Below are 13,211 nucleotides of genomic sequence, written 5' to 3'. Positions count from 1 at the left end.
GCTCTCCGGGGTCAGGCGCGTCTAGACGGGGCCGACGCCGCCGGGCGTCGTCTCATCGGCGGAGGGCGCCCAACGGGGGCGTTCGCCCACCATCTCGGCGCCCGTGATCTCATAGTGGATCGTCTCGGCGATATTGGTTGCGTGGTCGCCGATCCGTTCGAGGTTCTTGGCCATGAACAGCAGGTGCGTACACGGGCCGATCGTGCGCGGATCGCCCATCATGTACGTTAGCAGTTCGCGGAACAGGCTGTTGTAGTGCTCGTCGACCTCGTCGTCGGTATTCCAGACGGCTATGGCGCGGTCGACCTCGGCGGCGGCGTAGGCGTCCAGCACGTCCCGCAGGCGCATCGACACCAGCTTGCCCATGCGCTCGATCGACCGGGTCAGGGGCTGCATCGGCTCGCCCTCGGCCAGGATCAGGCCGCGCTTGGCGATGTTCTTGGCCAGATCGCCGGTGCGCTCCAGATCGGTCGCCAGCTTCATGGAGGCGAGGGTGCGGCGCAGGTCCGACGCCACAGGACCGCGAAGGGCGATCAGGCGGATGGCCTTCTTCTCGATCTCGCGATGCATGCCGTCCAGCTTGCTGTCGCGCTCGACCACGGCGCGGCCCAGCGCAACGTCGCGGCGGGCGACGCTGTCGACGGCGTCGGCGACCTGGGCCTCGGCCAGACCGCCCATCCGGGCGACCTCGGCGGTCAGCTGGTTCAGCTCGTCGCCATACGCTTTTACGGTGTGCTGGTTCATCAGCCGAAGCGCCCCGTGATGTAGTCGAGCGTGCGCCGCTCCCGGGGATTCGTGAAGATTTCCTCGGTGTTGCCGTGTTCGACGAGACGGCCGAGGTGGAAGAAGGCGGTGCGTTGCGAGACGCGCGCGGCCTGCGCCATCGAGTGGGTGACGATAACGATGCAATAGCGCTCGCGCAGTTCGTCGATCAGTTCCTCGATCTTGGCCGTAGCGATGGGGTCCAGCGCCGAGCAGGGTTCGTCCATCAGGATCACTTCCGGCTCGACCGCGATGGCGCGGGCGATGACCAGACGCTGCTGCTGGCCGCCCGACAGGCCGGTGCCCGGCGAGTGCAGGCGGTCGGCGACCTCTTCCCAAAGGCCGGCCCGCTTCAGCGACATCTCGACGATGTCGTCCAGATCGGCTTTGGACGACGAGAGGCCGTGGATGCGCGGACCGTAGGCGACGTTCTCGTAGATGGTCTTGGGAAAGGGGTTCGGCTTCTGGAACACCATGCCGACGCGGGCGCGCAGCAGCACGGGATCGACCGCCTTGGCGTTGATGTCCTCGCCGTCCATCTCGATCTTGCCGGTCACCCTGGCTCCGGTGATGGTGTCGTTCATGCGGTTCATGGTCCGCAGGAAGGTGGACTTGCCGCAGCCCGACGGGCCGATCAGGGCAGTGACCGTCTTGTCGGGGATATCCAGCGAGACGTCGAACAGCGCCTGTTTGCCGCTGTAGAAGACAGACACGTCACGCGCAGCGATCTTGGTCGGGCCGATATCACCGCCGCCGTGCACGACGGGCGGCGTAGGCACGACGACTTCGGCAGGGGCTTCGCTGCCTTGCGAGCCTTCCGGAGCGCGGAAAATCTTGGAGAGCATCGGGATCACCAGCGGCGTTCGAAACGTCGGCGCAGCAGGATTGCGCCGGCGTTCATGACGATCATGAAGGCGAGCAGGACCAGGATCGCGGCGGCGGTCCGCTCGTGGAAGGCGCGCTCTGACGCGTTCTCCCAGATGTAGACAAGCGAGGGCAGGGCGCCCGTCGGCTCGGTAAAGCTGTGGGGCAGGCCGGGCACGAAGCTGATCATGCCGATCAGCAGCAGCGGCGCGGTTTCACCCAGCGCGTGAGCCATGGAGATGATGGCTCCGGTCATGACGCCGGGCATGGCCAGCGGCAGGGTGTGCTGGAAGACCGTCTGGGTTTTCGAGGCCCCCATGGCCAGGGCGGCCTCGCGGATCGACGGCGGCACAGCCTTCAGTGATGACCGGGTGGCGATAATGATGGTCGGCAGGGCCATCAAGGCCAGCACCAGACCGCCAACCAGCGGGCTGGCGCGGGGCAGGTGCATCCAGTTGATGAACAGCGCCAGACCCAGCAGGCCGTAGATGATGGACGGCACGGCGGCGAGGTTGTTGATGTTGACCTCGATGATGTCGGTCAGCCGGTTCTTGGGCGCGAACTCTTCCAGATACACCGCCGCGCCGACGCCCAGCGGTATGGCGATCAGAGCCGTAACCAGCAGCATCAGGGCCGAACCGATCACCGCGCCCAGCACGCCGGCCAGCTCGGCCTCGGTGGAGTCGCCTTTGGTAAACAGGCCAGTGTTGAAATGGCTGGCGACCAGACCGTCCGCCTTCATGCGGTCCAGCCACTGGATCTGCTGGTCGGACAGGCGGCGCTGGTCCTGAGGCGTCGCGCTCGAAATCTCGCCCTTGAAGTAGAGGTCGGCGTCGTCAGAGATCGGCGCCGCCAGCGGCAGGGTCTGGCCAATAATGCCCGGGTTCTGCTGAACGCGTTCCGCGGCGACGAACTTCAGCTCGGACGAGAACAGCCGGCGCATCTCGGTCGCCTTCGTGCCCTGCGCGTCATCGATCACGCCGAGGCGGCGCAGTTGCTGTTCGGCCACCAGCTGTTCGAAGTTGGTGCCCTGCGGATAGGCGCGGTCGACGCGGGCCGGGTCCATGTAGACCGGCACGGTGACGGTGTGGCTGTAGAAGGCGGTGTGGCCCTGATCGATGATCCGGCCCAGCAGCAGTACAAGGAAGCCCACGGCCACGGCGATGGCCAGCAGGCCGTAGGCCTTGAACCGGCGCTCGCGGGCGTAGCGGGCCTTCAGACCCGAGCGCAGCCGGTCGATGCGGACGTTTGCGGTCGCGTCAGTCATACTGCTGCCGATAGGTCTGGACGATACGCTGGGCGATGACGTTGAGCGCCAGGGTCACAAGAAACAGGGTTAGGCCGAGGCCGAAGGCGGACAGCGTCTTGGGACTGTTGAACTCCTGATCGCCCGTCAGCAGGGTCACGATCTGCACGGTCACGGTGGTTACAGTGTCGAGCGGGTTCAGGGTCAGGCGAGCCGCAAGGCCGGCGGCCATCGTGACGATCATGGTCTCGCCAATGGCGCGTGACATGGCCAGCAGCATGGCGCCGGCGACGCCGGGCAGGGCGGCGGGCAGCAGCACCCGCTTCACCGTTTCGGACTTGGTGGCGCCCATGGCGTAGGAGCCGTCACGCAGCGACTGGGGCACGGCGTTGATGATGTCGTCGGACAGCGAACTGACGAACGGGATCAGCATGATGCCCATGACCGCCCCGGCCACCAGCGCCATCTGGTTCTGGACCAGCATCAGATATTGGCCGAGCCCGTCCAGCGGTCCGCCGACCAGCCACGAGCCGATGGTGTTGAAGAAGACCCGGAACGCCGGGCCCACCGTCAGGGCGGCGAAGAAGCCGTAGACCACGGTCGGAACGCCGGCGAGGATTTCCAGAACCGGCTTGATGACCGCCCGGAATGTCGGGCCGGCGTACTCCGACAGATAGATCGCCGAGAACAGGCCGACGGGACCAGCCACCAGCATGGCGATGAACATGATCAGGAAGGTGCCGGCGAACAGGGGCAGGGCGCCGAACGCGCCGGACGAGCCCACCTGATCCGCGCGGATGGCGGTCTGCGGGCTCCACTGGGTGCCGAACAGGAACTCGGCGATCGGCACAGAGGAGAAGAAGCGGAAGGAATCGTAGACCAGCGAGGCGATGATCCCGACGGTGGTCAGGACCGCGACCGCCGAACAGGCGAACAGCAGGCCGACGATCCAGCCCTCGACGCGATTGCGCGCCCGCATGCCGGGACGGATCTGGCTGAAAACGAAAAGGCCGCCGAGCAGGGCCGCCAGCGCCGCGCCGATTATCGCTCCCAGCGACAGCATCTGCTGGATGCGATGGACCCGCTGGCCCTCGCGCGGGAGCATCTCGGCAAACGGGGCGGGCCAGATCTGCGCGGCCTGACGTCCGGCGCCGACGGCATGGGCGTCTGCGAGGAAGGCGTCGCGCCGAAAGGCGTCGAGCTGCTGAACCTCGGTCGGTGCGCCGGAAATCATCATCTGGCGCTCGACCGGGGCGGAGAAGACGGTTGCGGCAAGGATCACCACCAGCGCCGGAACCACGGTCCAGATCAGGGCGTAGGCGCCGTGCTGGCCGGGACGGGAGTGCGCACGTTCACGGGCGGGCAGGCCGGCGGCGCGGCGCACGGCGAGACGACGTCCGCCGAGATAGGCGGCGACGGCGACCACGATCAGGATCGGCAGGAAGAGCCAGGTCATACGCGTCCAGCACTGCGAGAATCAGGTCGCGCCGGTCACCCGGTTCGCCCCGGCGCGGAAACTGCCCGGGAATGGTCAGCGGATTAAGACGGCGGCGTGACAGTTCTGTTACGCCGCCGGTCCGGTCGTCGGATCAGCGTCACAAACCCGTCCTGGGAGCGGGCTCAGGGCCGGGGAAATAGGCCGTAAACACCGCCCCCTGACCGGGTGCACTCTCCACCGCCAGCCCGCCGCGATGACGGTTGACGATGTGCTTAACGATAGCGAGGCCGAGGCCGGTTCCCTGCCGTTCGCCGCTCTTCTGGCCTTCGACACGATAGAATCGCTCGGTCAGGCGCGGCAGGTGCTCACGCGCCATCCCTGGTCCCTGGTCGCGCACAGAAACCGCCGCGAACCGTTGACCGGGCGCCCGGTCCGGGGTGAGCAGCGGCAGTCGGGTGACGCCTTCCTCGCGATGGCCGCCGGCCCATGCCGCCGCGGCCTCATCGGCGCTGACGTCCGGCCGTATCAGGACGTCGACCGTGCCCCCGGAGGGCGAGTATTTGATGGCGTTGTCGACGAGATTCTGGATCACCTGAACGATCTCGTCGCGATCCCCCAGCACGGGGGCGGCGACACCCTTGCCTTCGATCTGGATGTCCACCCCCCGTTCGACTGACAGAACACTGAGCGCGTCCGCCACGTCGCTGGCGGCGCGGGCGAGGTCCAGCTTGCCTGACGGCGGCACATGTTCGTTCAATTCAATCCGGCTGAGCGACAGCAGGTCAGCCACCAGCCGGCTCATCCGGTCAGCCTGCGCCGCCATGATGTCCAGAAACTTGTCACGGGCCTTGGGGTCTTCCCTCGCGTGGCCCTTCAGCGTTTCGATGAACCCGGACAGGGAGGCGAGAGGGGTGCGCAGTTCGTGGCTGGCGTTGGCGAGGAAGTCGACGCGCATCAGTTCCATGCGACGGACGTCGGTTTCGTCACGCAGGACGACGAGAGCCAACGTCCGGCCGTCCGCGGAGCCCAGCGGCCGCGACAGGGCGCGCCAGTGTCGCGTCTGGGCGCCGACGCCAGCGTAGTCGGTCAGGCGCGTCACACCGGCGAACAAGGCCTCGTCGACAGCCTCCAGCACCGTTGGATCGCGCAGAACCGAGACCAGCAGCGCCCCCTCGCGCGAAATCCGCAGCAGGTCGCGCGCGGAAGCGTTGGCCAGCACGACCCGGCGGCCGGCGATGTCGTCCGCTTCGCCGCCTTCGACGACTAGGACGGGGTCGCTCATCGCCTCCAGCACACTGTCCAGCAGGACCGGATCCACCGCCCCGACTGGCGCGACTGCACTGGGTATATCCGTGGCGGGAGACTCCGGGAGGTATGTCGTCGGCCGTCGACGATTCAACGTCCAGGTCATGACGACCACCAGCGCGGCCGCGCCGAGCAGCCAGGGCGCAGCCTCCCTCGCCAGCACCGCTCCGGCGATCAGGGCCGCGACCGCCACGGCCGCGCTCGCGCCGACGTTCCACAGGCGGGAGCCGGCTTGCGGGATCACGGGCGAGGGGGCGACTTCATAGGGCATCTGGCGACTCGTAGTTCGCGAACATGACACGGAATTCATGACAGTCGCGCATCGATCTGACCGTCTTCGTCTTGTCAAACACCCTTTACAACTCGTACGAAGACCGAACGGCATTAGGTGGAGGTGCGGATGACGGCGGCCCTGACCCTTGAGGGGGTGAGCAAGCGCTACGGCGAGTTCCAGGCGGTCAAGGACCTCACCTTCCAGGTGGGGCAGGGACGCATCTGCGGCTTCCTCGGACCGAACGGCGCGGGCAAGACCTCGACCATCCGGATGATCCTTGGTCTGCAGCCCGCGACCAGCGGCCGGATAGAGATCCTCGGCGCTGACGACGGGCGCAAGGTGCGCGACCGGATCGGCTTCCTCCCGGAAGAACGCGGCCTTTACAAAAAGATGACGCCGATCGACGCGATCGCCTTCTTCGGCTCGCTGAAGGGCGTGCCGCTGGCGGAAGGGCGCAGGCGGGCGAAGGAAATGCTGGAGGCCCAAGGCCTCGGCGCGTCCAGCCGCAAGAAGATGAAGGAGCTGTCCAAGGGGATGGCGCAGAAGGTCCAGTTGATCGCCTCGGTGGTGCATCGCCCCGAGTTCGTAATTCTGGACGAGCCCTTCTCGGGTCTGGACCCGGTGAACCAGCAGGGGCTGGAGTCCGTCATCCGCGGACTGGCCGCCGATGGAGCCACCGTCCTGTTCTCGACACACGTCATGCAGCACGCAGAGCGGCTGTGCGATCAGGTCGTGCTGCTGGCGCGGGGGCGCAAGGCCTTCGAAGGCACGGTCGCCGAGGCGCGTCAGACCGCCCGGCGGTTCCTTGAGCTGGAAGGCGACATCGATCCCGCCGCCGCAGCGAAACTGCCCGGGGTGGGCGAGGTCGAGGTGGTTACCCGCCCGGACGGCTCGCGCGTGCTGAAAGCGGCTCTGAAGTCGGATGCGCAGGGTCAGGAAGCCCTGAAGGCCGCCTTCCTCGGTGGACTGGACGTCCGCCGGTTTGAGCTGCGCGAGCCCAGCCTGCACGACGCCTTCATCAGCCTGACCGGCGACCATCCTGACGTCGATCAATCCATCAAACCGCAAGGCGTGGAGGCCGTACGATGAACCGCATCTTTCTGATCGCGCGTCGCGAATACGCGGCCTACGCCAAGACCGCCGGGTTCTGGCTCTCGCTGCTTGCCTTTCCGCTCTTCGCGGTGCTGGGCGGCGCCCTGCCCATCATGATGAAGAGCTCCGAGCCTGTCCGGACCGTTGCAGTGGTGGAAGAAGGACCGCGCGCAGCGGGTCTGGCCGGCGAGGTGAGGGCTGCCCTGGCCTCGGAGGCCCAACGCAACGCCGACCGTGCGCGAGAGGCCGCCGAGAAGGCCAATCAGGCCGCGCCCGGCGCCGCCTCAACCAACCCCGGAGCATTCGCAGGCCTGTCGCGACCGCGCATGCGCATCGTCGACACGCCCGCCGACATCGCTTCCGCGGCGCCGGGCGCGGCCCAGGACGCTGCGGTTCGTGAGCACCTGACTGACGACCTGCCCAAGGACCAGCGTCTTGCGGCAGTGGTCTTCCTGAACCGGGCGGCGGATGGCAAGCCGACGGCACGCGTCTGGACCGCCCGCGCCACCGACGACACGGTTGAAGACTTCGTTCGCGATGCGCTGAAGTCGTCCAACCGCAAAACCGTCTTCGCCCAGGCTGGCATCAATCCAACCGTGGTGGACCAGACCGAGGCCTTCCGACCCGAGGTTCGCGCCTTCTCGCCCAAGTCCCGCACCGGCGGCGAGCTGTCGTTCCGCGACCGACTGCCTTCGATCATGGGCCTGGCGGGCGGGTTTCTGCTGTGGTCGCTGATCATCACCGGCGCCTCGATCCTGCTGAACAGCGTGATGGAGGAGAAGTCGAACAAGATCCTCGAAGTCCTGCTGTCCTCGGCCTCCTCGACAGAGATCCTGACCGGGAAGGTGCTGGGCGTCGCCCTGCTGACCCTGACGGTGATGGCGGCGTGGGGCGGGATCGGAATCGTGGGGGTTTCTATCGCCGCGCCCCAGTATGCGGCCATGATGGGCGACATCATGTGGAACGGCGGCATGCTGCTGTGGTTCGTCGCCTTCATGGTCGGCGGCTATCTGATGTACGCAGTCCTGTTCGCGGCCATCGGCGCCTTCTGCGAGACGCCCCGCGACGCCCAGACCCTGATGGGGCCGATCATGATGATCCTGGTCATCCCCATGATGACCATGTCGATGGCTATCCGGACGCCCGACGCGCCGGTCATCCAGATCCTGTCGATGATCCCGTTCTTCACGCCCTTCCTGATGATGGCCCGCATCCCCAGTGATCCGCCCCTGATCGAGGCCATCGGCGCGCTGGTGATGATGTTCGCCTTCGCGGCCCTGATGGTCTGGGTTGCGGGCCGGGCCTTCCGGGCCGGCGCCCTGTCGGACGTAAAACTGAGCTGGAAGACCTTCGCCGGAGCGATCCGGGGAGGGGGGAACTAGCCGGGCGATATCCCTCTCCCCCGAGGGGAGAAGGACAAAAGAAAGGGCCGCCCCGGTTTCCCGGGGCGGCCCTTGATCTTTCGGCCTTGCGGCGAGGGTCTTACCGACCGCCCGGCACGCGGGGCTTCGGAGCGGGCAGCAGGCCTTCGCGTTGGGCGCGCTTGCGGGCCAGCTTGCGGGCGCGACGAACGGCTTCAGCCTTCTGACGGGCGCGCTTCTCCGAGGGCTTCTCGTAGTGCACGTGACGCTTCATTTCGCGGAAGCTGCCTTCGCGCTGCATTTTCTTCTTCAGGGCCTTGAGGGCCTGATCGACGTTGTTGTCGCGGACGAAAATCTGAACCAGGTGAAACTCTCCTTTGGCCGCCCGCCGCGTCCTGTGAGGGAGACGGGCAGACAAATAAAATTCGCTCTCGACGAACCGGGGCTCGTGAGTGGAGGCGGGCTGATACACGAGCCAGCCCGGCCTGTCCATATGGTCGCGATCACTTCTGAAGGGTCGAAACGCCCGTCGGACGGGCTTATGATGCCGCCATGACCGACGCGCCACATCTGTCAAATGCAACTCCGCAGGGAGACTGGGCGGACCAGATGGAGCAGACCGTGCTGGACGCCGCCATCCAGCGCGCGCCGACGCTGGGCTGGAACGGCCGCATGGTCCGCGCGGCCTGCGAGGCGTGCGGTCTCTCGCGTGGAGACGAGGAACTGCTGCTGCCCAACGGCGCCCGGGATCTGGCGGCCCTGCTGTCGCGACGTTACGACGATCGGGCGATGGCGGTTCTGGGCGACCTGGACGTGAAGAGCCTCAAGATCCGCGAACGAATCGCCCGCGCGGTCTCTGCCCGCATGGAGGCCGGCGCCGCCGATCTGGAGGCGACGAAGCGCTGCGCCGCCTTCCTCGCGCTGCCGACCAACGCCGATCTGGGCCTGAAGCTGGCGTGGGAGAGCGCTGACCTGCTGTGGAACTGGGCCGGCGACACGGCGACGGACTGGAACCACTATTCCAAGCGGGCGATCCTGTCGGGCATTCTGATCCCGGCCCTGACCATGCGCTGGTTCGACGGTCGAGAAGCGGCCGAGGCGTTCGTGGCTCGCCGCATCGACAATGTCATGGCGTTCGAGAAGTGGAAGGCCGGCAAGGACTTCGACGCGCCGCTGCGCAAGATGACGGATGCGCTGAGCCGGATGCGGTACGGGCCGAAGGCGGCTTCCGAGAGCTAGAGCACTCTCACCCGGTTCACGTGCGCCATTTTGCGACCCGGTCTGGCCTCAGCCTTGCCGTACAGGTGCAGGCGGACATCGGCTTCCGCCGCCAGCGTCCGCCATTGCTCGACCTCGTCGCCCAGCAGATTGGTCATCTCGACACGGGCGTGGGCTTCGGTCGGGCCCAGAGGCCAGCCGGCGATGGCGCGGATGTGCTGTTCGAACTGGTCGCAAACGCAGCCGTCCTGCGTCCAGTGGCCGGTGTTGTGGACACGCGGGGCGATCTCATTGACCAGCAGCTTGCCGTTGCCGAGGTCGAACAGCTCGACGCCGAGGACGCCGACGTAGTCGAGGCCGTTCAGGATCGCCGTCGCGATCTCCCGGGCGCGGGTCTCGGTGGCGGCGTCAACCTTCGCCGGGGCGAGGGTAGTCTTCAGAACGCCGCCGGAATGGATGTTCTCGCCCAGCGGATAGACAGCGACCGCGCCGTCGCGTCCACGGGCGCAGATTACCGAAAGCTCGCGGATGAAGGCGGCGCGGGCTTCAAGGATCGCGGGCTTCTCACCGATGGCGGACCAGGCGTCTGCAGCCATCTCCGCCGAGCGAATCCAGACCTGTCCCTTGCCGTCATAGCCGTCCCGGCGGGTCTTGAGCAGGGCGGGCGTTCCGAGCTGTTCGAGACCGGCTAGCAGATCGTCGAGGCTATCGACGGGGGCGAAGTCGACGGTCGTCGCGCCCACGCTGTTCAGAAAGGTCTTCTCCTCGACCCGGTCCTGCGCGACGGCGAGCGCGCGAGGCCCCGGAGCGACCAGTGCGCCGGCCTCGGCCAGCCGTTCAATCGAGCTGGCGGGCACGTTCTCGAACTCGAAGGTTACGACCTGCGCGACCTTGCCCAGCACGGTCAGGGCCGTGGCGTCGTCATAGGCGGCGACGACCTGACCTTGGGACACCCGGCCGGCCGGGCTGTTCTCCTCGGGGTCGAGGATGACGACGTTGAAGCCGAGGCGCGACGCGGCCTGACTAAGCATGCGGCCGAGCTGCCCGCCGCCCAAGACGCCGATGGTCGAGCCGGGGGGCAGGGGAGCCGCCACTCAGTCCTCGACCGTTTCGTGGACGCTTTCGGTCTGGGCTTCGCGGAAGGCCGCCAGCCGACCAGCCAGAACGTCGTCCGACAGGGCCAGAATCTGGGCGGCGAGAATGCCCGCGTTCTTGGCGCCCGCCTCGCCGATGGCCAGCGTCGCCACCGGCACGCCGCCGGGCATCTGGGCTATCGACAGCAGGCTGTCCATGCCCTTGAGCGCCTTCGATTCAACCGGCACGCCCAGCACCGGCAGCTCGGTCATCGACGCCGCCATGCCGGGCAGGTGCGCCGCGCCGCCGGCGCCCGCGATTATGACCTTGTATCCGGCCGCCTTGGCGCCGTGGGCGAAGTCGAACAGGCGTTTCGGTGTCCGGTGGGCGCTGACGACCTTGGCGTCCCAGGTCACGCCCAGACGGTCCAGCGCATCGGCCGCGTGCTTCATCGTGGGCCAGTCCGACCGGCTGCCCATGATGATCGCCACCGGCGGAGTTTCCGTCGCCATGCGTCGCCCCTTCGCAAGGAAAGCGGCCCGTTACAGCACACGCGTTGCGCCCGCAACCGACCGCGCTAGGTTGAACGTCGGTCGCGCGGGGTGAGTCGCGGACCTTGGGGAGCCTTCAGCGCGTGACCGAGCCGGCCGCCGCCGCCGATATGACCGCCGAACTCGAGCGCCTTCGCGCCGAGAACGAGCGGCTGCGCGTGCGCGCCGAGGCGGCCGAGGCGCTGGCGGATCATGACGTGCTGACGCCCGCGCTGAACCGTCGTGGGTTCATCGCTGCCCTGCGCAGCGCCATGGCCTTCTGCCAGCGGCACGGCACGCCCGCGGTGTTGCTGTATCTCGACATGGACGGGTTCAAGGGCGTCAACGACCGGCATGGCCATGCGGCCGGCGACGCGGCGCTGGTGCATGTCGCCCGGCTGCTGCTGGCCAATGTGCGCGAGTCCGATTCGGTCGGGCGTCTGGGCGGGGATGAGTTCGCCCTGCTGATGCTGAACGCCGGCCTGAACGGCGGGCGGGACAAGGCGGATCGGCTGGCAGAGGCCCTGCTTTCGGATAGCTTCGAGCACGAAGGCCAGAAGATCGATCTGGGCGGCTCGTTCGGGGTTCGCGCCTACTCGGGGCAGACCGATCCCGAAATCTGGCTGTCAGAGGCGGACGCGGCGATGTGGATCCGCAAGCGGCGCTAGGCCGTCAGGCGATAATGTCCGGCAAGATGCGGGCCTCGATCTTCACGATCTCGTCGCGCAGCTGCAGCTTCTTCCGCTTCAGGCGCGCGATCATCAGCTGATCGGGGATGGGCATATGGCCCAGCGCCTCGATGGAGGCGTCGAGGTCCGCGTGTTCCTGCCGCAGAGCCTTCAGCTCCGCGCGCAGCACCTTGTCTTCTTCACTCAGAAACGGTTCGTCGTCGTTCATGTCAGGCCCCGGACGGGGTTCTATAGCGTGCGTCCCGTCAGGCCGAAAGGCGGTCAGCCAACAAGGTCAGGGCCGTGCGCGGCGTGATCGCCGACCATGTCCGGGAAGCCGCCACAAGAGCCGGGAGAACGGGCAGCACGGCGCCGGACGAAGGCGGCGACAGGGCCTCCAGCGCCTCCAGCAGATAGCGTTCAGCTTCCAGTTCGGCGGATTTGACCCGGGCCCGAACCGCCTCGCGGGCAACGTCCTCCATATCGGGCATGCGCGTCTTGAGGCTTCGCCTAACCTGGCGAAGCGGAGCGATCGCCGCGTCCTGCCAGACCCGGGCGGTGTCTGACGCCGCGTCGAGCGCATCCTCGTCCAGCTTTCGCCCGGTGCTCGCGCACCACGCCGCCCACAGCAGCAGCGGCACGTTCTGTCCCTGCGCGTCCTGCAGGTCGAGGCAGGCGATCGCTACACCCTCGGCGGCATAGGCCCGAACGGCCCAGTCCCACAGGGTCATTCGCTCGCCGGGCCCTTCAGCCCGCCCCAGCGACGCACGGCCGACCAGTCCAGTCCGAACACATCGAGCGCGCGTCCTACCGACTGGTCCACCATCTCCTCGATGCTGGCGGGTTTGGCGTAGAAGGCGGGCAGGGGCGGGGCGATGGTGGCGCCCATCTCGGCCAGCGCGGTCATGGTGCGCAGGTGACCGAGGTGCAGGGGCGTCTCGCGAACCATCAGGACCAGCGGCCGTCGCTCCTTCAGCGTCACATCGGCGGCGCGGGTCAGCAGGCTGGAAGTCACGCCCGTCGCGATCTCGCTCATCGTCCGGACAGAACAGGGCGCAACGATCATGCCGATGGTGCGGAACGAGCCCGAGGCGATGCTGGCTCCGACATCGGCCAGACGGTGCGTCACGTCGGCGCGGCCTGTGAGCTCTTCTGTGGATAAGTCGGTCTCCTGCGACAGCGTCAGCAGGGCCGCGCGGCTGACCACAAGGTGGCTTTCCACCCCCAGCTCACGCAGGGCGTCCAACGTCCGGATGCCGTAAGTCACGCCGGACGCGCCGGAAATTCCGACCACCAACCGGCGTTCGGATTTTCGTACGGCTCCGTTCACATCTTGGGCCAATTCCAACTCCAGGCTCACCCGCGTCCGGATCGTCTGC

The 13,211-nt window shown here is 67.4% G+C and carries 15 protein-coding genes; 4 read left to right on the top strand and 11 right to left on the bottom strand.

Translation table 11 applies throughout. The features are described from left to right. Positions 1-21: 21 nt before the first annotated feature. The 5 genes from phoU to ACIQC9_RS07415 form a co-directional block, all read right to left on the bottom strand. The gene (gene phoU / locus ACIQC9_RS07435; RefSeq protein ID WP_400614007.1) at positions 22-744 is read right to left on the bottom strand and encodes a phosphate signaling complex protein PhoU; all 723 of its coding nucleotides are present in this window, start codon (positions 742-744) and stop codon (positions 22-24) included. Then, complete coding sequence (pstB, locus tag ACIQC9_RS07430) at positions 744-1,607, bottom strand: phosphate ABC transporter ATP-binding protein PstB (RefSeq protein ID WP_400614004.1); 864 nt, start codon at positions 1,605-1,607, stop codon at positions 744-746. The genes phoU and pstB overlap by 1 nt, the downstream gene beginning before the upstream one ends. A 5-nt stretch (positions 1,608-1,612) precedes the next feature. After that, entirely contained in the window at positions 1,613-2,893 is a 1,281-nt protein-coding gene (gene pstA / locus ACIQC9_RS07425) for a phosphate ABC transporter permease PstA (protein ID WP_400614001.1), read from the bottom strand. Further along, a complete protein-coding gene (gene pstC, locus ACIQC9_RS07420; protein WP_400613999.1) occupies positions 2,886-4,328 on the bottom strand; it encodes a phosphate ABC transporter permease subunit PstC in 1,443 nt (480 codons plus the stop codon). The genes pstA and pstC overlap by 8 nt, the downstream gene beginning before the upstream one ends. A gap of 139 nt (positions 4,329-4,467) precedes the next feature. Further along, positions 4,468-5,886, bottom strand: a complete 1,419-nt coding sequence (locus ACIQC9_RS07415) for a sensor histidine kinase (protein ID WP_400613997.1) — start codon at positions 5,884-5,886, stop codon at positions 4,468-4,470. 129 nt (positions 5,887-6,015) lie between these two features. On the opposite strand from ACIQC9_RS07415, the gene ACIQC9_RS07410 reads away from it, so the two are divergent. Both ACIQC9_RS07410 and ACIQC9_RS07405 read left to right on the top strand, forming a co-directional pair. Then, on the top strand, positions 6,016-6,978 hold the full coding sequence (locus ACIQC9_RS07410) for an ABC transporter ATP-binding protein (RefSeq protein WP_400613994.1): 963 nt from the start codon (positions 6,016-6,018) through the stop codon (positions 6,976-6,978). Next, positions 6,975-8,363 (top strand): ABC transporter permease, encoded by a 1,389-nt coding sequence (locus ACIQC9_RS07405; protein ID WP_400613992.1) that lies wholly within the window; start codon positions 6,975-6,977, stop codon positions 8,361-8,363. Before ACIQC9_RS07410 ends, ACIQC9_RS07405 begins: the two co-directional genes overlap by 4 nt. Before the next feature lie 100 nt (positions 8,364-8,463). Here ACIQC9_RS07405 and rpsU read toward each other — a convergent pair whose 3' ends face one another. Further along, positions 8,464-8,706 carry a 30S ribosomal protein S21 gene (gene rpsU / locus ACIQC9_RS07400; protein WP_087120183.1) on the bottom strand — a complete coding sequence of 81 codons (243 nt, stop codon included), beginning with the start codon at positions 8,704-8,706 and terminating at the stop codon, positions 8,464-8,466. A 188-nt stretch (positions 8,707-8,894) separates the two neighbouring features. Here rpsU and ACIQC9_RS07395 point away from each other — a divergent pair, with 188 nt between their 5' ends. Further along, complete coding sequence (locus tag ACIQC9_RS07395) at positions 8,895-9,581, top strand: COQ9 family protein (RefSeq protein ID WP_400613989.1); 687 nt, start codon at positions 8,895-8,897, stop codon at positions 9,579-9,581. Here the strand turns inward: ACIQC9_RS07395 and ACIQC9_RS07390 are convergent. Beyond that, on the bottom strand, positions 9,578-10,654 hold the full coding sequence (locus ACIQC9_RS07390) for a 5-(carboxyamino)imidazole ribonucleotide synthase (RefSeq protein WP_400613987.1): 1,077 nt from the start codon (positions 10,652-10,654) through the stop codon (positions 9,578-9,580). The two genes, ACIQC9_RS07395 and ACIQC9_RS07390, sit on opposite strands and share 4 nt — an antisense overlap. Continuing rightward, positions 10,655-11,146: a 5-(carboxyamino)imidazole ribonucleotide mutase gene (gene purE, locus ACIQC9_RS07385; protein ID WP_400613985.1), complete on the bottom strand. Its 492-nt coding sequence runs from the start codon at positions 11,144-11,146 to the stop codon at positions 10,655-10,657. A 122-nt stretch (positions 11,147-11,268) separates the two neighbouring features. Between purE and ACIQC9_RS07380 the strand changes: the two genes are divergently transcribed. Then, positions 11,269-11,832 (top strand): GGDEF domain-containing protein, encoded by a 564-nt coding sequence (locus ACIQC9_RS07380; RefSeq protein ID WP_400613983.1) that lies wholly within the window; start codon positions 11,269-11,271, stop codon positions 11,830-11,832. Positions 11,833-11,836: 4 nt separating this feature from the next. Here ACIQC9_RS07380 and ACIQC9_RS07375 read toward each other — a convergent pair whose 3' ends face one another. From ACIQC9_RS07375 to ACIQC9_RS07365, 3 genes are read right to left on the bottom strand one after another with little or no spacing between them, the layout of a single operon-like run. Further along, entirely contained in the window at positions 11,837-12,061 is a 225-nt protein-coding gene (locus tag ACIQC9_RS07375; protein ID WP_400613980.1) for a YdcH family protein, read from the bottom strand. Positions 12,062-12,098: 37 nt separating this feature from the next. Further along, the gene (locus ACIQC9_RS07370; RefSeq protein ID WP_400613977.1) at positions 12,099-12,563 is read right to left on the bottom strand and encodes a TIGR02444 family protein; all 465 of its coding nucleotides are present in this window, start codon (positions 12,561-12,563) and stop codon (positions 12,099-12,101) included. Continuing rightward, entirely contained in the window at positions 12,560-13,162 is a 603-nt protein-coding gene (locus tag ACIQC9_RS07365; RefSeq protein ID WP_400615418.1) for a UbiX family flavin prenyltransferase, read from the bottom strand. Before ACIQC9_RS07365 ends, ACIQC9_RS07370 begins: the two co-directional genes overlap by 4 nt. Positions 13,163-13,211 lie beyond the last annotated feature (49 nt).

This window comes from Brevundimonas sp. NPDC092305, from assembly GCF_044755415.1.
Taxonomy (GTDB): domain Bacteria; phylum Pseudomonadota; class Alphaproteobacteria; order Caulobacterales; family Caulobacteraceae; genus Brevundimonas.
This window is presented reverse-complemented; position numbering and strand designations above follow the sequence as displayed.

What these genes read in the sequence shown, in the direction of transcription:
- ACIQC9_RS07415 (WP_400613997.1), bottom strand. Translation starts at nt 5,886, where the DNA reads ATGCCCTATGAAGTCGCCCCCTCGCCCGTGATCCCGCAAGCCGGCTCC.
- purE (WP_400613985.1), bottom strand. Translation starts at nt 11,146, where the DNA reads ATGGCGACGGAAACTCCGCCGGTGGCGATCATCATGGGCAGCCGGTCG.
- pstC (WP_400613999.1), bottom strand. Translation starts at nt 4,328, where the DNA reads ATGACCTGGCTCTTCCTGCCGATCCTGATCGTGGTCGCCGTCGCCGCC.
- pstB (WP_400614004.1), bottom strand. Translation starts at nt 1,607, where the DNA reads ATGCTCTCCAAGATTTTCCGCGCTCCGGAAGGCTCGCAAGGCAGCGAA.
- ACIQC9_RS07395 (WP_400613989.1), top strand. Translation starts at nt 8,895, where the DNA reads ATGACCGACGCGCCACATCTGTCAAATGCAACTCCGCAGGGAGACTGG.
- pstA (WP_400614001.1), bottom strand. Translation starts at nt 2,893, where the DNA reads ATGACTGACGCGACCGCAAACGTCCGCATCGACCGGCTGCGCTCGGGT.
- ACIQC9_RS07405 (WP_400613992.1), top strand. Translation starts at nt 6,975, where the DNA reads ATGAACCGCATCTTTCTGATCGCGCGTCGCGAATACGCGGCCTACGCC.
- phoU (WP_400614007.1), bottom strand. Translation starts at nt 744, where the DNA reads ATGAACCAGCACACCGTAAAAGCGTATGGCGACGAGCTGAACCAGCTG.
- ACIQC9_RS07370 (WP_400613977.1), bottom strand. Translation starts at nt 12,563, where the DNA reads ATGACCCTGTGGGACTGGGCCGTTCGGGCCTATGCCGCCGAGGGTGTA.
- ACIQC9_RS07410 (WP_400613994.1), top strand. Translation starts at nt 6,016, where the DNA reads ATGACGGCGGCCCTGACCCTTGAGGGGGTGAGCAAGCGCTACGGCGAG.
- ACIQC9_RS07375 (WP_400613980.1), bottom strand. Translation starts at nt 12,061, where the DNA reads ATGAACGACGACGAACCGTTTCTGAGTGAAGAAGACAAGGTGCTGCGC.